Origin of the sequence: Sphingobacterium bovisgrunnientis (assembly GCF_009829085.1) — a bacterium.
GTDB classification, from domain to species: domain Bacteria; phylum Bacteroidota; class Bacteroidia; order Sphingobacteriales; family Sphingobacteriaceae; genus Sphingobacterium; species Sphingobacterium bovisgrunnientis.
Map to the genome: position 1 here is coordinate 68,769 of NZ_WUQY01000001.1, position 25,820 is coordinate 94,588.

12 protein-coding genes are annotated in these 25,820 nt (G+C 36.8%); 11 read left to right on the top strand and 1 reads right to left on the bottom strand.

What is annotated here, in order from left to right; translation table 11 throughout:
- Nucleotides 1-222: 222 nt before the first annotated feature.
- The 8 genes from GOQ16_RS00235 to GOQ16_RS00270 all read left to right on the top strand — a co-directional run bounded on the left by GOQ16_RS00235 (nucleotide 223) and on the right by GOQ16_RS00270 (nucleotide 17,962).
- Nucleotides 223-2,442: a fasciclin domain-containing protein gene (locus GOQ16_RS00235; protein WP_160066769.1), complete on the top strand. Its 2,220-nt coding sequence runs from the start codon at nucleotides 223-225 to the stop codon at nucleotides 2,440-2,442.
- A gap of 13 nt (nucleotides 2,443-2,455) precedes the next feature.
- Nucleotides 2,456-5,713 carry a SusC/RagA family TonB-linked outer membrane protein gene (locus GOQ16_RS00240; RefSeq protein WP_160066771.1) on the top strand — a complete coding sequence of 1,086 codons (3,258 nt, stop codon included), beginning with the start codon at nucleotides 2,456-2,458 and terminating at the stop codon, nucleotides 5,711-5,713.
- A 10-nt stretch (nucleotides 5,714-5,723) separates the two neighbouring features.
- Entirely contained in the window at nucleotides 5,724-7,190 is a 1,467-nt protein-coding gene (locus tag GOQ16_RS00245) for a RagB/SusD family nutrient uptake outer membrane protein (RefSeq protein WP_160066773.1), read from the top strand.
- 6 nt (nucleotides 7,191-7,196) lie between these two features.
- On the top strand, nucleotides 7,197-9,005 hold the full coding sequence (locus GOQ16_RS00250; protein WP_160066775.1) for a fasciclin domain-containing protein: 1,809 nt from the start codon (nucleotides 7,197-7,199) through the stop codon (nucleotides 9,003-9,005).
- 15 nt (nucleotides 9,006-9,020) lie between these two features.
- Nucleotides 9,021-10,481, top strand: a complete 1,461-nt coding sequence (locus GOQ16_RS00255; RefSeq protein WP_160066777.1) for a fasciclin domain-containing protein — start codon at nucleotides 9,021-9,023, stop codon at nucleotides 10,479-10,481.
- A gap of 9 nt (nucleotides 10,482-10,490) precedes the next feature.
- Nucleotides 10,491-13,667, top strand: a complete 3,177-nt coding sequence (locus GOQ16_RS00260; RefSeq protein ID WP_160066779.1) for a SusC/RagA family TonB-linked outer membrane protein — start codon at nucleotides 10,491-10,493, stop codon at nucleotides 13,665-13,667.
- A 4-nt stretch (nucleotides 13,668-13,671) separates the two neighbouring features.
- Nucleotides 13,672-15,516, top strand: coding sequence for a RagB/SusD family nutrient uptake outer membrane protein (locus tag GOQ16_RS00265; protein ID WP_160066781.1), 1,845 nt, complete (start codon nucleotides 13,672-13,674; stop codon nucleotides 15,514-15,516).
- Between the two features lie 91 nt (nucleotides 15,517-15,607).
- On the top strand, nucleotides 15,608-17,962 hold the full coding sequence (locus GOQ16_RS00270) for a glycosyl hydrolase 115 family protein (RefSeq protein WP_160066783.1): 2,355 nt from the start codon (nucleotides 15,608-15,610) through the stop codon (nucleotides 17,960-17,962).
- Nucleotides 17,963-18,015: 53 nt separating this feature from the next.
- Here the strand turns inward: GOQ16_RS00270 and GOQ16_RS00275 are convergent, their stop codons facing one another.
- Nucleotides 18,016-19,374 carry a glycoside hydrolase family 28 protein gene (locus GOQ16_RS00275; RefSeq protein ID WP_160066785.1) on the bottom strand — a complete coding sequence of 453 codons (1,359 nt, stop codon included), beginning with the start codon at nucleotides 19,372-19,374 and terminating at the stop codon, nucleotides 18,016-18,018.
- Nucleotides 19,375-19,551: 177 nt separating this feature from the next.
- On the opposite strand from GOQ16_RS00275, the gene GOQ16_RS00280 reads away from it, so the two are divergent.
- From GOQ16_RS00280 to GOQ16_RS00290, 3 genes are all read left to right on the top strand, one after another.
- Complete coding sequence (locus tag GOQ16_RS00280) at nucleotides 19,552-22,416, top strand: glycoside hydrolase family 2 protein (RefSeq protein WP_160066787.1); 2,865 nt, start codon at nucleotides 19,552-19,554, stop codon at nucleotides 22,414-22,416.
- A gap of 195 nt (nucleotides 22,417-22,611) precedes the next feature.
- Nucleotides 22,612-23,943 (top strand): rhamnogalacturonidase, encoded by a 1,332-nt coding sequence (locus GOQ16_RS00285; RefSeq protein ID WP_160066789.1) that lies wholly within the window; start codon nucleotides 22,612-22,614, stop codon nucleotides 23,941-23,943.
- A 24-nt stretch (nucleotides 23,944-23,967) separates the two neighbouring features.
- Complete coding sequence (locus tag GOQ16_RS00290; RefSeq protein WP_240140929.1) at nucleotides 23,968-25,815, top strand: rhamnogalacturonan lyase; 1,848 nt, start codon at nucleotides 23,968-23,970, stop codon at nucleotides 25,813-25,815.
- Nucleotides 25,816-25,820: the final 5 nt, after the last annotated feature.

Consider the following 25,820-nt stretch of genomic DNA (forward strand, 5'->3'; position numbering starts at 1 on the left):
AAGCATATAACCAATTAATCACTATCCAACATCAAAGGATGTGGTTTTACCAATTATAGAAGGAAAACAAAATTTTTATTAGCAAGAGGAATGGAGTAGGCATTAATCAGAACATATCCTGTTAGTCCCTGTTTCAAAAACTGTTATCGTGAATTTTCAATCTTGAGATATACACTGATAATAGACCTATGATTTACCAATATAAACCTACAAGACTATTGTATGAGTATTAAGAGAACTGTTTTATTTACGTGTTTATGTTTCGCGACTATCATTGTGGGATGTAGAAAAGAAGCATTTGACGCCTATTATGGTAGACCGAAAGGTTTAGCAAGTCCCATTTATCAACAATTGGATTCTATGGGTGACTTTACGTATTTCTTATCCTGTATCGAAAAAGCGGGCTATAGAAATACATTAGGATCTGCATCCTCGTGGACTGTGTTTGCTCCAACGGATCGTGCTTTTCAGCAATTTATGAGTGAAAACAATATCAGCGATAGTAGTAATATTGATAAGAAGCTGGCAGAAAAAATTGTCCGTACTGCGATGGTGTATGATGGTGAACGATTAGAAAAATTGAACGATTATTTTTCAGCTAGAGGTTGGGTCGCAGGTCAAGCATTCAGAAGACGCACAGTATATTATGATTTTGTAGAAGATGAAATCCTTTCAAATGGAAATACTCGGAAAATAGTGTCAACAAATAGGATGGCGAACATTCCGTACGTAGAATCAGATAATAACAACAAACATCTAAGTTACTTTTTCAACAGTTATATGTCGGCTCGAAGTCTTACTGCTGGAGATTACAATGCATTCTTTCCTAATTCCACCTATACAGGTCTAAATGTGATGGGCGCTACTATAGATGTTAATCGTAGTAATATACTTGCGGAAAATGGATATATACATGTCGTTGATAAGGTTCTGTTACCAGAGAAAAGTATCGATCAATATTTGCGAGGAAATGACAAATACAGTGAATTCAAAGGTATGCTAGACTTATTTGCGACGTATACGTATAATCCTACACTTACGCGTAGAAATGAAGTACTCACCGGAAAAAGAGATTCTGTATTCGTAAAAGGCTATGATAATTCTGTAATGTTAGCCTTGAATAATGAAAATTATGTGAAGGAAGATGTGAATGATGCACAATATAATAATCTTTCAATCACAGTTCCTACAAATCAGGCCGTACAAGATTTTGCTAAACGTGTGTTATTGAAATATTATGCTTCAGGTACTACTATAAAAGATTTGTTTTACAGCAATCCTTTAGTATTATCTGAGTATATAAAATCTCATTTTTATCTTACCCAATTATGGCCATCGCAATTTAGTAGTGCGCCAAATGTACTGGGTGAGACGACTAAGTTGGCTACCCAAAATATAAACGAAACCAAATTATTAAGTAATGGTGCTTTCTATGGTATCAACTCTTCTCAACGTGCAAATGTATTCCAATCTGTTTATGGAAATGTGCTATTAGATCCAAAATATAGTTTCATGAGACTTGCATTGGAGCGCATGGGATTACACTTGACCCTCCGTATCCCTACGATTCGATATATGTTAGTTTTGGTGTCTGATGAAGATTTATATCAAATGGGTTTTGATTATGACGCCTATAATACTTCCGATCCAATCCGTTACAAAGGTGGAAATGGGACACCAGAAATGCGTGAGATATTATCATCACACATTATACCATTAGAAACTGATCCTATACCCACATTAAGTGGTAAGGGAATATTAGAAACTTTTTCTGGAGAATATATAAAATTCGATAACATGAAAATCATGTCAAGTGGAACGCAAGACAGTATTTCGAATAGACAATACTTGGCAATAGATTCCATAAGTATTGGGAATAGTGAATCAGGTCCCCTAAATGGTGCAGCAGTCTATCTTGCTGGTGCATTAACCTCATCTAATACGAATATCGCTAGTCTATTAATTAAGATGGGAGCGGAAAATGCTACCTCACCATACAATATGTTTTTCAGGTATTTGAAGTCGAGTGAATTATTTTCAGCGTCAGATGGTATCATTAGAGGAGTTGATATAGGTGCTAATTATACCTTATTAATACCCAATAATGCAGCTATAAATGCAGCCATTGCAAATGGTGATTTACCACCTGCAGAAAACACTACAGATGTTGTGCTTCGTAACAAAATTAAACTCTTTTTACAATACCATATAACGCGTAATACGTTTGCTATTGATGGGAAGAAAGTTGGAACTTTTGAAACACTTTGTAAAAACGTAGAGGGTGAGACTTTAGCACTAGATGTAATAATAAACCAAAATAATAGGTTGCAAATTAGAGACAATCAATCTAATCTAGTTGAGGCAGATGTTGCCAATAGTAATCAATTGGGGCAACGTGTATTGATCCATTCACTTTCAGGTTATCTAAAAAACGGAATATAATTAGTATCTCACTATGACAAGACATTTTAATTTATTAATCGTTACCATCGGACTTATATTCTGTTTAGTACACACAACCGCTGTAGCTCAGAATGCAGAGACAGTGATTGTTGGTAAAATTACAGATAAAGAAACTAAAGAACCTGTTCCAGGCGCAACAGTTGTGTTGAAGGATAGAGAAAATAGGACTATTGTAGGTACAACCTCCGATGTGGAAGGGAACTATAGTTTGCGAACAAAGTTGAGTGGATTACGCTTGTATGTCACTAGTACAGGATATAGAGCCTCAGCAAATATTGTAGTTGGAGACAGAACAACTATAAATGTTCAGATAGAATCTGTATCTAATCAAGTGGAAGAAGTTGTGATTAGTGCTTCTAAGCCAGTGGACGATGGTACAGGTATGGGGATTTCTAAAGCAAGGTCTACCGCTTCTATTGCAACCATTAATATGGAAGAGCTTCAAGAAATGCAGTCTGCTTCAATAGATCAAGCATTACAAGGTCGTCTTCCTGGGGTAGATATTGCTACAGTATCGGGTGATCCAGGAGCAGGTATGCAAATCAAAATTAGAGGAACATCTTCTTTAAATGGCGCTGTAGATCCATTGGTAGTTGTAGATGGTATGCCATATGATATTACAATTCCAGATGATTTTGATTTTGCAACATCAGACGACAATGCCTATGGTCAATTATTAAATATTGCTCCTACAGATATTCAAGATATATCTGTATTAAAGGATGCCGCGGCGACTGCCATTTGGGGATCAAGAGGAGCTAATGGTGTATTAATCATTAATACCAAACGCGGTACAGTAAGCAAGCCCACTTTAGGCTATGCTTTCAAAGGATCTATATCCAAACAGCCAAGTCCTATACCACTATTAAATGGAGACCAGTACACTACGTTGTTATTGGAGGAATATTATAATGCAGGTAGAGTATTTTCTGTTTCAGAAAGTGCACAACAATTCCAGTATGATCCATATAATACGTCTACTTATTACAATTTTAGTAACAATAGCGATTGGGTGGATGCTATTACACAATTGGGGTATTTCCAAGATCATAACGTACAAATACGTGGTGGTGGTGAGAAAGCACGATATATGGGATCCATTGGTTATTTCAATAATGCGGGTACTACGAAAGGGACATCATCGGATCGTTTGTCGGCACGTATTAACTTGGATTATATTGTGTCCGAGCGTATCACATTCCAATCGGATTTGTCCTATTCGCATGTAAATACTAATCAAAATTATTTTAAGACTATTAGAGATATTGCGTATAGAAAGATGCCAAATCAAGCTATTTGGGAATATGATGAGTATGGTAATTTAACGGGCAATTTATTTACACCGGTAAGTACAGCGCAAGGGACTTATGCAGGTACATACAATCCATTATCAATGGCTAATAATGGGTTAAGTAATCAATTGGGTGATGTTTTGAACTCTAGATTTGCGGTTAACTACAAGATCATTCCAAATATTTTGACCTTGACAAGTAACCTTTCATTGAATATAAATAATAATAAAACGAAAACCTTTTTGCCTCAGGTAGCAACTGGTCGACCATTTATCGAAAACTCTGTCAATGCGGCTAGTGACTCAGATTATGACAAGTTTAACATGAGCACAAAGACTAGCTTATTATTGACTCCGGATTTTGGTCTTGATCATTTGCTGACAGGTAATTTTACTTTGTTCACGAATGAAGACAGGTATACTATTCAAGGTTTGTCATCAACTAACACCGGTTCTTCATATTTACAGGATCCATCTATTCCCTCACGGACGCTGACTGGTAATGCACAATCATTTGTTACAGAAACACGTTCTGTAGGTTTATTGGGGCAAGTCAACTATGCATTCAAGAATAGATATATATTCGCAGCAAGTGTTCGTATGGATGGTAACTCTAGATTCGGTGCTGCTAATAGGTTTGGATACTTTCCGTCTCTATCTGCTGCTTACCGCATGGGACAAGAGAAATTTATTCAAGACTTAGGATTTGTAAACGATATTAAATTTAGAGCGAGTTGGGGTAAAAGTGGTAATGCGCCAAGAAATGATTATTCCTATATCAATATTTACAACACATATGATTATTCCTATTTGGGCGAAAATGGAGTCTACTCATCGAATATAGAATTATCAGATTTACGTTGGGAGACTGTTACACAGAATAACTTAGGTATTGATATTGAGTTGTTTAACAACAGATTAATATTGGGTGCGGATGTTTACAAGCGCAGAACATCTGACTTGATGATGAATGATATCCAGATTGCTAATTACAATGGATTTAATTCATTAAGTATGAATGTAGGTGTTATGGATAATGACGGATGGGAGGCAAGTGTGTATTATGCAGCCGTTAAAAATAAAAAATGGTCAGTAAACTTAAATTTTAATATCGCTAATAACAGAAACGTTATTCGTGAAATCTCTCCACTTTATCCACGTGAGAATGCGCGAGCATCGTTAAGAAATAAATCATTCTTTACGTATTTACAAGAGGACAATCCATTTGGATCATTCTATGGGTTTCGTTACCAAGGTGTATACAAAAACACCGATGAGACTATAGCTCTTGATCGCGAAGGCAATCAAATAATTAGTCCAGATGGCGAAACTATTTATATGCGTTTTAATTATCCCACGGTTGATTATGTGTTCCAACCAGGCGATGCTAAGTACGAAGATATTAATTTCGATGGAGTCATAGATCATAAAGATATTGTTTATCTAGGCAATAGTAATCCAAAATTAACCGGAGGATTTGGAGTAAATATCGTTTACGATAAAAAGTGGTCTTTGCTTACATTCTTTAATTATAGACATGGATCAGATATTATTAACGGCACTAAAATGAATACTACTGATATGTTAGGTTATAATAATCAAAGCACCGCTGTATTGCGTCGTTGGAGACAAGAAGGGGACGTGACAGATGTACCAAGAGCTTTGTTTGGTTCAGGATACAATTCACTTGGGTCTAGTAGATATGTGGAAGATGCAAGTTTCCTACGCCTAAGATCAGTCACACTTAAATACGATTTCAACAAAAGTATTTTAGAACGTATAAAGATGGGTCAGTTGAGCACATACTTGACAGTAGAGAATTTATTCACATTCACACGATACACAGGACAAGATCCAGACGTAGCTGTGAGATACAAAGATGCATTCTCTGTGTTGATGGATAATTCGATGACTCCACCGCTGAAAACTTTAACATTTGGTATTACTGCAAGATTTTAATTAAGAGACAATGAGAAAAATATATATTGTTAGCCTGCTAACCCTTTTTGGAATTGTAGTGTCATCTTGCAATAAATGGTTAGACTTACAGCCACAAGATGGTATTACAAAAGCAGAATTTTGGAAAACCAAAGAAGATGTGCGTGCAGCTTTGATGGGAATCTATTCAGCGTTGAATGCTGGTCCTGTCGAGACCAAAATATTTATTTGGGGTGAGTTACGAGCCGATATGGTAGATGTATCTAGTTATGCATTGGACGATTATCGATTAGTTAAGAATTATAATATTCTAAGTACAAATGATATCTCTAATTGGGCTGCTATGTACAGTGTGATAAACAGTTGTAATTTGTTAATAGATTTTGCACCAGACGCCAAAACTAGTGATCCCACTTTCACAGATAGTGAATATAATAGTTATGTGGGTGAAGCATTGACCATTCGAAGTTTATTGTATTTCTATTTGATTCGTACATTTCAGGAAATCCCTCTCAAATTAAATGGTTCATACAGAGATACAGATGTACAGAATATAGGTCAAGTAAATTCTGATCGTGTTTTGCAGCAATTGGAAGAAGATCTTAAAAAAGCTCAAGGGTTAGTACCAGATTATCATATTTCCCCAGCCAATAATTTTTCTGTTAATCCTTCCAATACAGGCAGAGTTACAAAACCTGCTGTACACATGATGTTGGCGGAATTGTATATGTGGAAAGAGCAGTATGCTGCTGCTGAAGCTGAATTAGACAAAGTGTTGAGCACTAATCGATATCAGTTAATGGGACGTATTACAGCTAACTCTTTTGATAATCCGACTTCAGAGACAATCTTCGAAATCAGCCATACAGATTCACGTCCTAATCCGCTTACACCTCTTGTATATGTAGGTAGAATTCCTTACATCGCTTTGGCTGAAGTCATTGATGTTGATTTCTTTCCACCTAATACAGAAGTTGATACCGATCAGTCAGATAGTCGTGGTGAAGGTGTGTTATACAGAAGTAATGGGATGATTAGTAAGTATGGCACTGAGAATCCGAGCTATTTTAATTTCCCAATATTTAGAATATCTGATGCAATACTACTCAAAGCTGAGGCTGCCGCTGAGCAGGGAAGAGGAACAGAATCGATACAGCTGCTGAATCAACTGAGAGAAAGTAGAGGAGCATTAGCAGCGAGTAATAGAGAGGTCAACGAAAACGACTTGGATGATATTGTACTTTTTATTTTCGAAGAGCGAGCACGTGAGTTTTGCTTTGAAGGAAAGCGATGGTTTGATGTTTTGAGATTAGCCAAAAAGGAGAATTACGGTAATATAGGTGTACTGATCGATGTAATAACTAAAGTTGTAGATTCTTCTGTACAACAATCTGCATTAAACAAAGTGAGAGATACAGACAGTCACTATTTGCCAATTCTAGAAGATGAATTGTTCAAAGATAGTAAGATGGTTCAGAATCCATTTTATCTAAAATAAATTGATATGAAAAGAGTTTTAAATCAATATTGGATGTACGGTGTATTGACAATATTAGCAGTATTTTTTCTTCAGGCTTGTATGAAAGAGGAATACAAACAGAGTACTTCCGAAGAGGTAAATATCACGGGCTATTTGGAGAATAATAAGGAAAACTTTTCTTTATTAATTGACATTCTCTATAAATCAAAGACTGCTGGATTTTTAGGTGCGTATGGTACATACACCATGTTTGCTCCTACAAATGATGGGGTGACCGAATGGATGAAAAGCAAAGGAAAATCTAATGTTTCGGATTTTACGGAAGCAGAATTGGTTGATTTTGTCAAATACCATGTTGTACGAGATACAGTAGGTACCACTAGATTTACCGATGGTAAAATAAAATCACCTACATTATTTGGCGAATATTTATTTACAGATGTAGCGAATCAAACGTTCCGTATCAATAAACATGCTTTTGTTACAAAAAGTAATATTCAGACAGGTAATGGACTTGTGCATATTATTGATAAAGTATTGACACCGCCGGATCTAAGTTTAGCGGAGATGATTGAGAATGATACGCGTTATTCCATCTTCACCCAAGCATTGAAAGAGACAGGATTTTATGATACATTGTATTTTAAAAGAGGAAATACTGTACCTGTTGAGAAACGTTTTCAAACGATCATCGTAGAATCTGATTCTTTATTAAAAACGCAAGGAATCAATGATTACGCCGCATTCAAATCTCGCTATTCGCATTTAAATAATCCAAAAAATCCACAAGACAGTCTTTGGCTGTATATGGCATACCACATCATGAATGATGGTAAATTTTTGGAGGACATCATTCAGTCTATGTCTTTGTACACGTTAGCACCAAAAGAAATTATAAGTACCAAATTCGAAAATTCAAAAATATTATTGAACGAAGATATATTCAATGGAGTATTAGAGCCAGGTGCTGAATTAAATCGTAGCAGATCTGACGTCCAAGCATCTAATGGTGTCTTACATGAGACGAAGGATGCCTTTAGAATCAAGGTGAGACAACAAGTTCCTGTTTATTTTGATGTAGCGTCTTCTCCAGAACTGGTATCGGCATTAGGTGGTGCTTACCGCAATAGACGTGTATCACTGATTGCAAATGATAAGCCTATAGCTAATTCATTTACATTCTTGCCACTAAATGTAAGCACATTGGCTACTAATAGTTATGGAATTTCAGCTATCAATGATAAGAGACCATATGTAAACGGTGACTTTTTAGACTTGACATTAAGCTGGACTAGTACTGCACGTGCACAAAGTTTTGAAATTAAGACACCATTCTTGGTTAAAGGAAGATATAAAGTATGGGTTTGTTATGTGCAAAATGGTAATGCTGCAACTTTGCAAGCGACATTCAATCCTGGCAAAGCGGATGAACAAGTGCTGCCAAATCTTGTCATGCTGAATCAATCCTTGAATGGGGGATCAGGAGTCAGCACTACAGTATTACGTGATGATCCAAATGCAGACAATTTATTACTTGCACAAGGTTATAAACGCTATTATGCGACTGTAGGCGATTACAATCCTAATGGTATTACGCAAAATTTAAGACCTAAAGATGGCGACGGTACGTTGAATATTGGTCGTTTAGTCGGCACTATCAATGTCGAAACGACAGATAGACATACATTGAGATTCACTGCTGTAGCTGAACCTAGATGGCAAAGTAATGCAGTATGGTTGGATATGATTCATTTTATACCAGCTGATGATCCAGAACAGATTTATCCAAGATTCCACCACTATCCAGGAGAATTATTCTATAGACCACAATAATAGATTTACCTAAGCATGAAGAAAATTTTAAAATATTTAATGCCGATACTTTGTGTTTGTCTAGCCAGTTGCAGTGACAAATGGGAAGAACATTTTGGTAGTGACGGAAATAATTCGCAGTTGAATTTATTTGAAATAATTTCGACCACTTCAGACTACAGTTCTTTTGCAGATCTATTGCAAAAATCTGGCTATGCTGATCACTTGAAAGCATCTAAGAATTATACGGTACTTATACCGACAAATGATGCGATTAATGCAGTAAAGAATGAATATAATTTTAATGATACAGCTGTAGTACGCAGTTTTGTAGGCTATCATATTATTAATTCCATTTACGGAGTTAATGATAATACGGATACTATTAAAGCGCAAAATTTCAGAAATAAATTTGTTGAGTTTACACGTGGATCTTTCGATGGTGTAGTACCATCATCTAAAAATTTATCAGCTAGTAACGGATTGTATCATGTTATTAGTCAACCTCTGAAACCATTAAGCAGTATATATAATTTAGTATTGCAAGAATTTGGCAATACTAAACAAGTAGAGGCTATATTATCATTTGATACAGCTTATGTAGAGAATGGGGAGACTTTGTATAAAACAAGTCCAGCTTGGGTGTCTGAGGTACGTCGAAATATGACAACGGAAAATAGGAAGTATACATACTTTGTAGTAGATGATGCCGTATTTGAATCGGAGTATACGAAGTTGTATCCCTATTTTAAAACCAATTACGAAGAAGGTAATACCCATCGACCAGATAGTACGACCACTTATTTTGCTAAAAAATTCTTATTAAGAGATTTTATCGTCGAAGGCGATTTATTAGAGAATGAATTAACCCAGGAATTAACAACAATCAGTGGAACAAAATTTACGATTCCATCAGGTAGTTTTATTTCGAGACACAAAACAAGTAATGGTGTAGTGTACAGAATTAAGGATATCAGTTTTGATATATCCAATCAGATTAAAGAAAAAGTAGTATTGGGTGTCAATCCAATTGGCTATAAACAATCCGACAAACGTGGCAATACTTATTTCAGAGACAAAAGAGATACGCTAGGGAATTTATACAATGATATTGAAGTTCATGGACATGGCGTGACAGCATTTTATGTTAAATACCGGGCTACAGCTATGAATGTGGTGAAATATAAGGTGTATGGAAGAGCGATTATGGGATTATTTGGAGACCCGCAAACTGCAGCTTTTTCACAGTATGTACACTTCTTAAATCCTGCGCTTACCTCTGCAAATGAGGTGGATTTATACAAAAAATCAGTAATCAATCACCTAGGAAATAGCGACACTCGTTTCACATTTGATGTACAACCGCTAAATCATAATGAAGTGTATTTGGGTGAAGTAACACAAGACAATTTTGGAAACTTACCCCTTATTGTAATGTCTAACGGCACCGGACCTATTATTTTGGAATATTTACGATTTGTTCCTGTTATTCAATAATCTATACGCATGATAAAGTTTAATAATATTTTTAATTTAAAGATTACGACGTTTTGCCTACTAGCGAGTGTGCATGCTGTATCTGCGTACAGTCAAAATAAACAAGCTACAAATGTATCCGTGCAACAAACGAAATCGGTGAAAGGTGTAGTGATAGATAGCCGAACTAATAAACCTGTGGTGGGAGCACGTATTACCTATGGTAAAGCTGTGGCTAAATTGACCGACGCCAACGGAGTTTTTGAATTGAATGTGAATAATAGTTGGGCTGTTATTCAAGTATCAATGGATGGCTATGTGGAGAAGTCTGTTCCTGTATTATTTGATCAGGCTATGCAGATTAAAATCTATCCTGTTGGTTACAATTCAAATTTTGAGTCTACCGAAACAGTTTTTGGAGATAATAGTGTCCTATTTGCGGCAGGTTCCATTCAAAAAGCTACGATCAACGCATGGGAACAAAATTCAGAGACTATTACAAGTTATTTACAAGGTAAATTATCAGGTGTAAATGTTGTTCGTAAATCAGGAACTCCAAGTATGGGGGCTAATCTATTTATTCGTAACATCGGTTCGCTATATGCGCAAAATCAACCTTTATATATCGTAGATGGTGTCGTATATAATGCTGAGATGTTGACTCCGTCAATTACGTCAGGACATGAGAATAATCCACTTCAACATATCGATATTCGAGATATTCAGGATGTCACTGTATTGAAAGATGCTGTTTCAACGGCTATATATGGTGCTAGGGCAGCCAACGGTATAGTGGTGATTAATACGACACATGCCAAGGAACTTGCAACAAAGATCGATCTACAAGTTAGCACAGGTTATAATTTCAGACCCAAAGCTATTCCGATGATGAAATCTTACAATTACAGAAGTTACTTGAATGATGTATTAGCTACTTCGCCATTTACAGGAGAAGAAATCGGAGCGATGCCATTCAACAATGATAATCCTAATTTCTTACAATATCCAGTTTATCACAACGAGACAAATTGGCAAAACGAGGTTTTAAAAAATTCTTTAGATCAAAATTATTTTCTGCGTGTAACCGGTGGTGATAACATCGCAAACTATGCTTTGTCTGTAGGTTACAATAACGAAAAAGGTATTATCGATAATACGAACCAAAATAGGTATTCAGCTCGATTTAACGGTGATATGCGTTTAGCACAGAAATTGTCCGCAAGGACTAATATTTCCGTGGGCTACGGACAACAAGGGCTAAAAGATCAGGGCTTATCTCCTAAAACAAATCCTATCTTTTTGTCGATGATGAAAGCACCATTTTTGAATACACATGATTTGGCTGCAGATGGAACGGTTTCACCGAATTACGCAGAAGCAGATTATTTCGGGTATTCAAATCCTATGCAATTGGTATTTAATGGTATTAATAATAAGAAAGCTTATCGTTTTCACGGATCCATCAACTTTGATTATAATTTCAATAATGAATTGACATTGAGTAATCTTACTGCCGTGACTTATGATAAATCGCAAGAGGATTTCTTTATTCCTAAAAAGGGCGTAGCTAAGGATACGGTTAATAATATGGAAGTATTCAGTAGATTGGGAACGCAAGTGGGGAGATATTATAGCATTTCCAATGACATACGTCTTGAATTTAAAAAGGAATACGAGAATGAATTCAAGATTCAAGCAATAGGCGGATTCAGGTATCAGCAACACGATGCAGAACAGGATTATGCTTTAGGTTTTAATTCGGCTACGGATCATTTGGTAAGTATTGGTAATTCTACAGCTTCTTCGCGTAGCTATGGCGGATATATTGGCAAATGGGCAAACCAAACGGGATATGCCTTGTCGAATTTCACTTTTAGAAATCGTTACATCTTTAATGCTTCCCTTTCCTTGGATGGTTCCTCACGCTTTGGAAATAAAGTGACTCAGGGTGTTCAGTTAAATGGTCATAAATATGCTGTGTTTCCTGCAATAGGTGCAGCTTGGATTGTCTCAAATGAGAATTTCCTGAAAAATAGCCAGGCTTTGGATCTTGCTAAATTAAGAGTAAGCTACGGAATAGTGGGTAATGATGATATTGGCAACTTTAATGCTAGAGATAGTTATGTATCCCAAAACTTCTTAGGTGTACAAGGTCTAGTACGCAATGGTGTTTCGAATCCTTATTTGCAATGGGAGAATGTAGAGAAAATTAATGCTGGTTTGGATTTATCTTTTGCACAAGAGCGTTTTAATGTTTCTGTAGATGTGTATAGAAATCGCACAAAAGATATGTTAGCCTATAACCGCGGAAATGTAGTTTCTGGAGTAAATTATTATTTGTTTAATAATGGAAATCTGGATGTGAAAGGTGTAGATGCTTCGGTATTTGGAAGAATTGTAGACTCCAAAGTGAAATGGGATGCAGCACTAACCATTAGCCATACGAAAGCTTCTATCTACGATATTCCAGAGACAATGTACACGGAATACGCAGGCGGAACGATGATTACCAAAATAGGAGAATCGCCAAATGCTTTCTACGGCTACACGTTCGAAGGGGTGTACAGTACAGCTGCAGAAGCGGCAGCCGCTGGATTAGGTGTACTTAATACTGCGGGTGAAAAAATTTCTTTCGGAGCTGGTGATGCTAAATTCACAGATCGTAATGGAGATAAGATAATTGACGATAACGATAAAACTATTATTGGTAATCCATCACTAAATTTATACGGAGGTTTGAATAATACCATCACGTATAAAAACTGGAAATTTGGAGCTTTAATTACGTATTCGTTAGGAAACGATATCTATAACTATACGAGATCACAGCTAGAATCAGGTAGTAATTTTTACAACCAAACAGAATTATTAAATAACAGATGGAAGGCTGAAGGACAGGTGACAAATGTACCTAAAGCATCGTACAATGATCCAATGGGTAATGCACGATTTTCAGATCGTTGGATTGAAGATGGATCGTATTTAAGATTGAGACAGGTGTCGGCGGAATATTTATTCCCTGTTGACAAAGCAATAATCAAATATGTAAGGATTTATGGTACAGCGAATAATCTATTCACATTTTCGAAGTATTTAGGTTATGATCCTGAGTTTGCTCAATCCGCAAATATTTTCCATCAAGGTATTGATGTTACGCTAGAGCCTCAATTTAGATCATTCCAATTCGGAGTACGTTTAGGGTTATAATATTATGAATATGATAAGATTTTCGAAAAGTTTTTTAATAGGTACAGTTTGTATCAGTATACTTGCCATTTCGTGTAGTAAAACCTTGGATCTGCAACCCGAGGACAAATTGGATCAATCGTTAATGTACAATACATTAGCAGATGCAGATGCAGCTGTATTGGGGATATATGGTCAGTTTGCGTCCTTGGGAGACAAATACATTCTATGGAATGAGCTTCGCGCAGATTTGGTAGATGTGACACGTAACGCTAATCCTTATTTACAGCAGTTATCCAATCACGAAGTTGCTGCAGATAACCCTTATGCGGACCCATCCTTATTTTATAAAGTCATATTTAGTTGTAATGACGCGTTGCATAATTTTAAAATTATGCAGCAGCAAGGCAAATTATCAAATATAGAGTTTGAGCAGCGTTATTCAGATATTATGGTTCTAAGAACCTGGTTGTATCTACAATTAGGGATACATTTTGGCGAAATACCTTATATCAACACCAATATTGAAGACGTCACGCAGATCAAAGATTTAAACACTATTCAAAAAACTAAATTTTCTGATCTTATAGATCAGTTGATAAATGACGTAAAGGATCTTCCTTATACAGAGTATTTCGCATATCCTGCTGGAGCGTCTCTGTTATTCACTACAGACGGGTTCATTACAAATAAAGTATTTGCAAACAAACCGCATATCATAGGTGAATTGTACCTGTGGAAAGGAAATTATTTGGAAGCTGCTCGTTGGTACAAAAAATTGTTAGGTGCAGAAGATAATAATTCAAATATAGGTCAACAATTCAACCATAACCGCGTGGGCTGGTATGATAGCGCAGATGCAAATATACAAGTTTCCTTTGCTCGGGCTCAAGAGGGTTCCTCATTGGTAAATTCACTTACCGAGGGCTGGCGCAGTTTATTTGCACTTCCAAATACCAATAGGCATTGGAATACAGAATGGAATTGGGCTATACCTTACCATAATTCTTTTGCTCCGGGCAATCCGTTTATTGAATTAGCTTCCAAAGAAGGAAAATATCAAATAAGACCAGCACAACATATCATGGATGTGTGGGATAGCAAGACGAATATCAACGGAATTCCTTGGGACGCACGTGGTAAAATGTCTTATTCAATAGATAATTCGGGTGATCCTGTCATCACGAAGTATACGGATAATTCGAGTGCTACATTGACACTTCTTAATAAAGGTGGTCAATGGAATATTGCGAGAGCTGCTGGTGCACATTTACGCTTTGCTGAGGCAGCTAACCGTGATGGTGAAGGTCGTATTGCGTATGCATTATTAAACAACGGTATTAAATCGGCGTTTTATTATGGTGCATTTAATTCTAATGGAACATTAGCTCCAGCAAGCTTTTTTGAATTAGAATCTCAAATTTCACATAAAGGCTTCGGTGCGAATCGTGTTATGTATTCAGAATCATCGCCTTATCATTTTGATGCGCGTGATAATCAATATATTGTTAGAGGAGTGTGGTACCGAAATGTGGGGGTGAGAGGAAGAGCTATGCTTCCAGCTATTGATTTTCCAGGAGTTAAATTCGGGCCTGGTACAGCAAATAATTATGGTTCGATGATGGTGGAATACAATGTTCCAATTGAAGATTTGGAAGATAAGATCATAGAAGAAGCTGCATTAGAATTGGCCTTTGAAGGCGGAAGATGGTCTGATTTGGTACGTATCGCGCGTCGAAGAAACGATGCTTCTTTCTTAGCAAATAAAGTATACGAAAAGCTTAACAAAGCGAATAACCCAAAAGCAGCCCAAGTAAGAGCAAAGCTTATGGATATGAATAATTGGTATTTGCCTTTCAAGATTCAATAATTCTTTTTATAAATTCTACTAAAAATCTGAGCCTTAAATGGGTTCAGATTTTTTGTCGTTTAGATTTTACCTCATTATATATACTATGCCGATGAAAAATATAGGGTATCAACTCATTGCAATTTCTTTGATTTTATTTACTGTTTCTCAATCACACGGAGAAGTCCTTTTTAAGCAAGGAAAGGAACTAAAGATTGCTTTAGATATGTCAACTTCGGATCAAGTTGTACGTACAGCCTTAGATATTTTTAAAAATGATTATCAAGCTGTTTTTGATGCAAATATTCTTGAAGGTAGACAGGGAACAATTCTCATAGGAACACTTGGAATTTCACCATCTATTCAGCAACATTTGAGTGGTGCAGACATAAGAACTTTAGAACAACAACCAGAAGGATTTTTAATTCAAGTAATCAAAAATCAGTTAATTGTTTTCGGTAGTGATAAACGCGGTACAGCGTATGGCATATTGGAATTATCCCGAATGATTGGTGTCTCACCTTGGGAATGGTGGGCTGATTCTACACCATTGAAGCGCAAGAAATATAAATTTGATTCTGACTTTAAACATATTGATTATCCATCAGTAGCACATCGTGGAATCTTTCTAAATGATGAAGATTTTGCACTGCTGCCGTGGAGTTCATTTACGCACGAGCCAGAAAGTAAAACTGGAGAAATTGGTCCGCGTACACATGAACGAATTTTCGAATTATTATTACGATTACGGGCAAATACTTTTTGGCCAGCAATGCACGAATGTACAGTTGCTTTTTATTTGACACCAAAAAATAAAGAAATAGCCGATAAATATGGAATTTACATCGGTACTTCGCATTGTGAACCTATGATGCGTAATACCAATGCCGAATGGAAAATTGCTGGTAATGGTACATACGACTATGTGAATAATCGGGATCATGTCGTTAAATTTTGGGAAGAAAGAGTTAGACAATTAGCCGGTTCGGATAATATTTACACGTTAGGGATACGGGGAGTGCACGATAGTAAAATGTTGGGTGCAAACACACTTGAAGAACAACGTGTAGCACTCACTAATATAATCAAAGACCAGCGTAAATTAATTGCCGATTTCGTTAATCCAAATGTAGAGCAAGTATCTCAAGTTTTCATCCCATACAAAGAAGTATTGGGTGTGTACAAACTCGGTCTAGAAGTTCCTGATGATGTGACATTGGTGTGGTGCGATGACAATTACGGATATATTCGCCATTTTCCGACAGCAGAAGAACAGAAAAGATCAGGAGGAAGTGGAATGTATTACCACGCATCGTATTGGGGAAGGCCACATGATTATTTGTGGTTGTCCACCAATCATCCCGCTCTCGTCTATTCACAGATGAAAACTGCATATGATAAAGGCGTTAAAAATATTTGGATTCTGAATGTTGGAGATATCAAGCCTGCAGAATTTACAATAGAAATGTTCTTGGACATGGCATGGAATATTGATAAAATTCAGGATAGTAAGGAAGGCCTTGATCAATATATGAATGACTGGTATAGTAGAGAATTTGGCAAAAAATTAGGAAGCGAATTGACTGAAATAGCTAATGAATATTATCGTTTGGCATATATTCGCAAACCCGAATTTATGGGCAATACACGCACGGAAGAGAAGGATCTATATACAAAGAAAGTGAAGGATTTACCTTGGTCTGAGAATGAAATTCGTGATAGGATTGAAGACTATGATCACTTGGATAGAAGAGTTGCCAAATTATCGGACAAGATCCCACTACAGAAACAAAGTAGTTGGTTTCAACTTGTGGAATATCCGGTGCGTGCTTCAGCAGCCATGAATCACAAGCATTTATACGCGCAATTAGCAAGACACGATAAAGGGTCATGGGAAGACAGTGATTTAGCATTTGATAAAGTAGAATCTTTGACACATATGTATGATACAATAGCAAATGGGAAATGGAAGAGAATGATGAATTACAAACCGCGCAACTTAGAGGTTTTTCATCGTGTTCCCCGTGAAAATGCACAAACAGAAATGAAATCTGCAACGGTTTATATCGCCATAATAGATGGGACGGATTACGATTATTATACAGGAGAAATTCCTAAATCATATGGATTAGGATACAATAGTAAAGCAATACATTTGAACGACTCTACAGCTGTCAATTATACAGTAAGCACTGGTAAGAAAGAATTTTTAAATATTGATTTTGCTTTGGCTCCAAATCATCCTGTGAACGGAGAGAAACTTCGTTTTGCAGTATCAATAAATGATAGTGAAGAACAGATATACGAGATTCAAACAGTGGGAAGGTCGGAAGAATGGAAAGAAAATGTGTTGACCAATCGAACTATTAGAGGTATTAAATATTTTAATTCGGGATCAGATAAACTCCAGATTAATATCCGTGCTCTTGATGAAGGAATTGTATTGGATCAGATACTTATTTACTAACCTTAATCGGGTAACACCAGTCTTCACTTTCTGTGAAGACTGGTGGTGTTAAGTCAGTTGTAACTAAAATTTTTTACAAATTTGTTTTGTATTCTCTCCTGCGTATTGTTTTCCAATTTCACATTTTTTAGCATCACATTTTTTGCTGGCGATTCTGGATTGCCATTAATCTTACTTATAAATTTTCCTTTTTTAGCTTGGATGTTTTCGAGATTAATATTCTCAATGGGCGTAGTTTTTTTGATGCGTGTAGAGACTAAAGTTCGCCATTGATAAAGTACATCTGTATCTATACCCAATATGCCATCCTGTATATCTTGAGCTTTTATATTTTTGAAGTAAATATTCTTTACATAACCGCCCATGCGTTCATTCGTTTTGATAAAGAGCAAATGCATAAGCTTTGCGCCAGGTCCTGCCTCACAATTTTCAACCAAAATATTTTCGATTCCACCTGACAACTCACTTCCGATTGCCAACAATTGATGTCCATCTTTCATCGTACAATTACGTATGACAATATTTTTTGACGGTGTCTGTAATCTCCATCCTTCTGGATTTCGACCTGATTTGATTGCTATAGCATCGTCCCCTTGATCAAAAACGCAATTTTCAATCAAAATATTTTGACTCATTTCTGGATCTATTCCATCATTATTGTGTCCATGTGCATAAATATCAATATTACGAACTACAATATTTTTGGATAAATACAGGTGCACAGTCCAAAACGGGCTATTCCTTATTTTAATATCTTCAATTAGTACGTTTTCGCAGCGATTGAATTGAATAAATTGTGGTCGCAAGTTAGACGTATCATTTACCATGTTTCTTTTTTCTACCGGGAGTTCATCTTGTGCCCAATTGTACAGATTTTTAATGCTTTCCATATGTGGCTTGGGTCTTGGAAACCATTTTCTCCATACATCCAACTGCGCTTTAATTGTTCCTGTGCCCGATAACGCAACATTTTTTAATCCAAATGCATAGATCAATGGCGAATAATTGTAACATTCTAATCCTTCCCAACTACTATAAACAGCAGGCAAATAATCTTTCGGTTCCGCTGAAAAAAGTAAAGTCGCACCCTCAGCAATATGGAGGTTCACATTACTTTTTAAATGAATTTTCTTCGTATGCCATTTACCTGGAGGAATTACAACGCTGCCTCCTCTCACCGCAGCTTTAGCAATTGCTTGTTCGATTGCGAGTGCATTTTTTTCTTTATCGTTCGCCTCTGCACCAAAGTCCGTAATAATATATTTTGGAAGCTCCTTAAAATTCGGTATTAAAATATCGGGCATCTCAAAGGGAGCCTCAACACTTATTTTATTCATTTTGATAAGAGAAGACTGCGTATATCCCGTTAAGCTTAAAAAAAGTAAAATTGTTAAAAACCAGGTAGTTTTCATAATATAGATTGTTTGTGTATGAATGTTTATAATAAGTTGAATGCTACGAAAGTATTTAAAAATATTTTCTAGTTCTATATAATATCACAGAACCTATCCTAGGATAGTGCAGGATAGTGAGGTGGTTTATATTTTCTATTTTAGATAATTAATCAGTTATAAATTTCTCGTTTACCTATGCCACGATATTTCAAGTTTTATCTTCTTACATTATTAATTGTTTTCAATACAGTACTATCCAATGCGCAGTCGACAAAGGAAAAACAGTTTTTGTCGGGTAAAGACAATGTAAATACCGTGGAATGGGATTTTTGGGTTTCGGGTGGACGCAAGGCAGGTAAATGGTCAAAAATTGCTGTTCCTAGTCATTGGGAACAACAAGGTTTTGGAAGTTATAACTATGGACGTGATTACGTAACCTATGGTAAGAATTTTCAATTCAATGAAGAATATGGCGTTTACAGACATACTTTTACTGTACCATCCAATTGGAAAGGTAAAAAAGTAAGTATTGTTTTCGAGGGATCAATGACCGATACAGAGGTGAAAATAAATGGTCAATTAGCTGGAGATGTGCACCAGGGATCATTCTATCGCTTCGAATACGACATTACGGATAAGCTAAAAGTTGGCGGGAAAAATAATTTGGAAGTTGTTGTTCGGAAGATGTCAAAAGAAAGAACCGTAAACAATGCAGAACGATTGGCAGATTATTGGATTTTCGGTGGTATCTATCGCCCAGTCTATTTACAGGCTGTTCCACAGCAAAATATTACATGGATAGCTATTGATGCAAAGGCTGATGGTACATTCAAAAGCAATGTCTACTTAGATGGCGTCCAAACAAAATCTAAAGTCAAAATAGATATTAAAGATAAAGCAGGGAAAATTGTAGCTACGAAAACGACGGATGTAAACCCGAAAGATTCTGTTATTTCAACTGAATTTAAAGTTTCTAATCCAAAATTATGGACCGCCGAGACACCAAATCTTTATGTGGCTACATATACTTTAATTCAAAATAATAAGACAGTCTATACGCAAAATGAAAAATTCGGTTTCCGAACATTAGAAGTGCGTCAAGGTGATGGGATATACGTGAATGGCACAAAAATAAAGCTAAAGGGCGTAAATCGCCATGTGTGGTGGCCAGAGACAGGACGCTCAGTCAATCGGAACATAGATTTGATGGATGTCAAATTGATCAAAGAAATGAACATGAATGCGGTACGTTGTGCGCATTACCCTCCCGATAAATCATTCTTAGAGATTTGTGATTCCTTAGGCTTGTATGTGCTGGATGAATTAGCAGGATGGCAAAAAGCTTACGGTACCGAAGTGGGTCGTAAGTTAGTAAAGGAGCTGGTGATACGCGATGTAAATCATCCGAGCATTATTTTTTGGGCGAATGGAAATGAAGGAGGGCATAACAAAGAATTAGTGGATGAATATAAAAAATATGATCTTTCCAATAGAACGGTAATTCATGCTCATCACCGTCCAGGAAACGAGATTAACGGTATTGATTGTAATCATTACGAGGATTTTTATTCTACGAAAAAGATATTGGAAGGTCCAAATATTTATATGCCTACGGAATTTTTGCATGCGCAAGATGATGGTGGCGCGGCTGCAGGTTTAGCTGATATTTGGGAATTACATTGGAAATCTAAATTAGGCGCCGGTGGTTTTATTTGGAATTTGGCAGACGAAGGGCTCGTGCGCACAGATTTCAACAACCAGTTGGATGTGAATGGTGTCAATGCGCCAGATGGAATTTTGGGACCACATCGTCAAAAAGAGGGAAGTTTTTATGCCATTCGCGAGATTTATTCCCCAGTTCACATCAAAATGAAAAAGCTTCCTGCAAATTTTGATGGAAATATCAAGGTTGAAAATAGATTTCATTTCACCAATTTGAACGCGTGTAAATTTGAGTATCGTCTGGTAAATTACCGCAAACCTTATGACAATGAATCTGGAATTGCGGAAGAAGTTCTTCAGACAATTACGAGTCCTACTATTAATCCTACAGATAGTGGTTATGTAAAAATGAATTTGGCTGCTAATTGGAAAAAATACGATGCATTATTATTGACTGCGGTTGGTCCTGATGGCAATGAAATTTACACTTGGTCTTGGCAGGTGAAGGATAGTAAGGCTTTGACAGCTACGATTCTTCTAATTGACACCAAAACAGCAGTTGAACTAGTAGAAGATTCTGTGAATTTCAGCCTAAAAGCAAACGGTATCACAGCTTTTATTTCTAAGAAGACAGGATTGCTCGTTGATTTGGCGAATGATTACAGCATGAAAATGGCTTTCCGAAATGGACCAGTTTTAGTAAATGGAAAATCAAATTTTGTTAGTGTACGTACAGGTGAAGAAGGCGAAAATAAAATAGTAGAAGCAACATACAGCGGAGATTTGAAATATATACGTTGGACAATGCGTCCAGACGGTTGGTTAAAATTGGATTATGCCTATCACATAAATGCTGATGTTCCGTTTGCTGGTGTAAGTTTTGATTTTCCTGAAAGTTATATGTTATCTGCAAAATGGTTAGGCGACGGTCCTTACCGTGTGTGGAAAAACAGAATGCACGGCGTGACACGCAATACCTGGGAAAAAATGTACAATGATTCACGTCCAGGAATCGGTCCATGGAATTTTCCGGAGTTCAAAGGTTATTTTTCAAATATCAATTGGATACAGTTTAATAGTGTACAAGGTAAATTTTTGGTGGCTACAGATCAAGACGACTTATTCGTTAGGTTGTTTGATTTTTATGGGATGTCTGGTCCACAAGGCTATCCGCAATTACCTACAGGAAATGTGAGCTTCCTCGATGCAATTCCGGCAATAGGGTCAAAATTAGCGTTGGGAATTAATAATAATGCAGGCGTAAATGGACCGGCAGGAGAATTAAACAAAATGCGTGATCAAGTCAATAGGACATTGTATTTCTATTTTGGGACGCCAAAAGGTTCGAAGGATAATACACAATTCGAGATGCCGAAAGTGAACGTCCTTACAGATTAGCAGGTTTATAGTTTATTAAATAATTGTATGGTGAAGAGCAAACCCTTAGTGGTTTGCTTTTTTTGTAACTAATTAGATATAATGACCCTAAAACAGGACGCTACAGGTTGGATAATCGACATATTGTTGATAGTTTTAGTAATCTATCAAAGGCCATTTTATACGCCTTATTATAAACTTTAGATACTATAATCAATGAAAAACAGTATAGTTTACATTCTTGTTGCTTTCCTATGTGTTGGTGCTTTTTCAGCTCATGCGCAACAAAAGTTTCCCAATGGAGAAGCTATTAGCGCGTGGTTTTCGGACGCTACTTTAGTTGACCTAAATAAGTTAGGTAAAAAATATAAAATTACAGACTTCGGAGTACTACAGGATAGTACAATTCTTCAGACCAAAAAGATTCAAGAGGTCATTGATAAAGCGCACCAAGCAGGTGGCGGCGTTATTGTTGTTCCCAAAGGTATTTATTTGAGCGGTTCATTGTTTTTCAAACCCAATACACACCTGCATTTGGAAGAAGGTGGTGTTTTGAAAGGAAGTGATGATATATCTCATTTTGAATTAGTGACTACACGTATGGAAGGACAGACCTTGAAGTATTTTTCAGCTCTCGTCAATGCGGATGCGGTCAATGGTTTTACGGTGACGGGAAAAGGCATGTTGGATGGTAACGGTTTGCGTTATTGGAAAGCATTTTGGTTGCGTAGAGCGTTCAATCCGAATTGTACCAATATGGATGAAATGCGACCACGTTTGTTGTATGTATCTAACAGTAAAGATGTGCAAATTTCGGGTATCAAATTGCGTAACTCACCATTCTGGACAACACATTTTTACAAAGTCGAAAATCTAAAACTTTTGAATCTTCATATCACTGCCCCGAAAGAGCCCGTCAAAGCACCGAGCTCGGATGCGGTAGATTTGGATGTGTGTAAAAATGTACTGATAAAGAACTGCTATATGTCAGTTAATGATGACGCTATTGCTTTAAAGGGTGGTAAAGGACCAAAAGCAGACATTGACCCGAATAATGGTCCAAATTCTAACATAATTATTGAAGACTGTTCTTTTGGATTTTGTCACAGTGCATTGACTTGTGGCAGCGAATCGATCTTAAGCTACAACGTTATTTTTAGAAATAATACGGTTGATCAAGCACAAAAAGTGTTGCAATTGAAGATGCGTCCAGATACCCCTCAAGAATACAAATTCATTACTCTTGAAAACATAAAAGGCAATGCGAAAAGTGTACTTTTCATTAAGCCATGGACACAATTCTTTGATTTGAAAGGGGAGAAAGATATTAAGATGTCATATGCTAAAAATATTGTGTTCAAAAATATTGATTTGGACTGTGATATTTTATTTGATGTCATCAATTCGCCGCAATATGAAATTTCTGATTTCTCATTTATCAATATGAATGTGCGTGCTTCACGTTCAGGCGATATTAAACAAAGTTATATCAAGAATTTTACGCTGGAGAATGTTGTGGTTGACGGCAAAAAGGTGGTGAAAGAATAATAAAAGATGTTGTCTCATAGATTATTGAAAAGGGGATTTATGCGCAGCATGACCATCTTATTCGTGTTATTATTAACAGTAGGACAGAATTTCGCACAGCGAAAGATGGAATATTTGGATAGAGGTTTGGTAGGCATTAAAACAAGTCCGACTTCTGTTTTTTTGAGCTGGCGTTTGCTCGGTACCGATGAATACGCTACAGCTTTTAATCTTTATCGACAATATGGTAAAGAAAAGAAAACTAAGCTAAATTCAGCGCCACTTATAGCGGGAACGAATTATGAAGATAAAGATTTGCAGTCCGATAGAGAAGTGACTTATGCGTTGACACTGATTGATGGTAAGAAGGAGTCTGAGGTTGCAAAGTTTACATTTTCGAAGAATCATTCAAATGAGCCTTTTCTGAACATCCCACTTAGAACACCTAAGGGGTATACGCCAGGCGATGTTTCTGTGGGCGATTTGGATGGAGATGGTGTATACGAATTGGTTGTACATCAAGTCGGAATTGCTCGAGATAACGCGCATAATGGTATTACATCCGAACCTATTTTTCAGGCTTACAAACTCGATGGTACCTTCTTGTGGGAAATAAATTTAGGTAAAAATATTAGAGAAGGAGCGCATTACACGCAGTTTATGCTGTACGATCTGGACAGCGATGGACGCGCAGAATTGGTCTGCAAAACTGCCGATGGAACAAAAGATGGCTTAGGAAAATACATTGGCAATGCGCAAGCGGATTGGCGTGATACAGTACGAACATCTCGTTTTTACGGAAGAATATTAGAAGGCCCCGAATATCTTACTGTTTTTGATGGATTAACAGGTGCAGCGGTGCATACTGTAGATTATTTACCCGAAAGAGGAGATTTAATTTCTTGGGGTGACCGTAATGCCAATCGTGCTGATCGGTATTTGGCCTGCGTTGCTTATTTAGATGGCCAAAATCCATCTGTTATTATGAGCAGAGGTTATTACGAACGTACAGCCTTGGTGGCATGGGATTATAAAGATAAAAAATTGGTTAAAAGGTGGGTTTTTGATACAGAAGGTCGGAATAATCCTTATTCAGGTCAAGGGTATCATAGTCTCTCTGTAGCTGATGTGGATCAAGATGGCAAGGATGAAATAATTTTTGGTTCTATGGTCATAGATGATAACGGCACAGGATTATATAGTACGCGTTTAGGACATGGTGATGCGTTGCATGTCTCGGATTTGGATCCTGATCGTGCTGGTTTAGAGATTTTTGGTGTGCACGAGTTAAAAGGCGGACGCAAAGGAGTTGGGGTTTCACTTTTGGATGCAAAGACTGGTGAAATCTTATACAAAGGAGCTATAGATCAGGATGTAGGACGTGGAGTAGCTGCCAATGTTGATCCAAATTATAAAGGAGCTTACATGTGGTGGTCAGGATCTTACAATGCGTATACCATGAAAGGAGAATCTGTTGGTCGCGCGCCTAGGTCAATTAATTTTCTGATTTGGTGGGATGATGACTTGAGCAGAGAATTATTAAACGGAAATTATATCGAAAAATACAATATTGGAAGAATATTCACTGCAGAAGGTGCAATATCCATTAACGGAAGTAAGAGCACCCCAAATTTGTCAGCAGATATAATTGGTGATTGGCGTGAAGAACTTATTTTGCGTTCAGCCGACAATCAATCATTACGCATCTACACGACTACGATTCCCACATCGCACAGAGTATACACCTTAATGCATGATCCGCAATATAGATTAAGCATTGCTTGGCAGAATGTAGGATACAATCAGCCGCCACATACAGGTTATTATTTGGGTACAGGAATGGATAAGCCAACCAAACCCCAAATTGTAGTAAGAAAATATAATAAAAAGTAATCTTC

Excerpts from the sequence above, each read along its gene's own strand:
- GOQ16_RS00235 (WP_160066769.1), top strand. The coding sequence starts at position 223 with ATGAGTATTAAGAGAACTGTTTTATTTACGTGTTTATGTTTCGCGACT.
- GOQ16_RS00240 (WP_160066771.1), top strand. The coding sequence starts at position 2,456 with ATGACAAGACATTTTAATTTATTAATCGTTACCATCGGACTTATATTC.
- GOQ16_RS00245 (WP_160066773.1), top strand. The coding sequence starts at position 5,724 with ATGAGAAAAATATATATTGTTAGCCTGCTAACCCTTTTTGGAATTGTA.
- GOQ16_RS00250 (WP_160066775.1), top strand. The coding sequence starts at position 7,197 with ATGAAAAGAGTTTTAAATCAATATTGGATGTACGGTGTATTGACAATA.
- GOQ16_RS00255 (WP_160066777.1), top strand. The coding sequence starts at position 9,021 with ATGAAGAAAATTTTAAAATATTTAATGCCGATACTTTGTGTTTGTCTA.
- GOQ16_RS00260 (WP_160066779.1), top strand. The coding sequence starts at position 10,491 with ATGATAAAGTTTAATAATATTTTTAATTTAAAGATTACGACGTTTTGC.
- GOQ16_RS00265 (WP_160066781.1), top strand. The coding sequence starts at position 13,672 with ATGAATATGATAAGATTTTCGAAAAGTTTTTTAATAGGTACAGTTTGT.
- GOQ16_RS00270 (WP_160066783.1), top strand. The coding sequence starts at position 15,608 with ATGAAAAATATAGGGTATCAACTCATTGCAATTTCTTTGATTTTATTT.
- GOQ16_RS00275 (WP_160066785.1), bottom strand. The coding sequence starts at position 19,374 with ATGAAAACTACCTGGTTTTTAACAATTTTACTTTTTTTAAGCTTAACG.
- GOQ16_RS00280 (WP_160066787.1), top strand. The coding sequence starts at position 19,552 with ATGCCACGATATTTCAAGTTTTATCTTCTTACATTATTAATTGTTTTC.
- GOQ16_RS00285 (WP_160066789.1), top strand. The coding sequence starts at position 22,612 with ATGAAAAACAGTATAGTTTACATTCTTGTTGCTTTCCTATGTGTTGGT.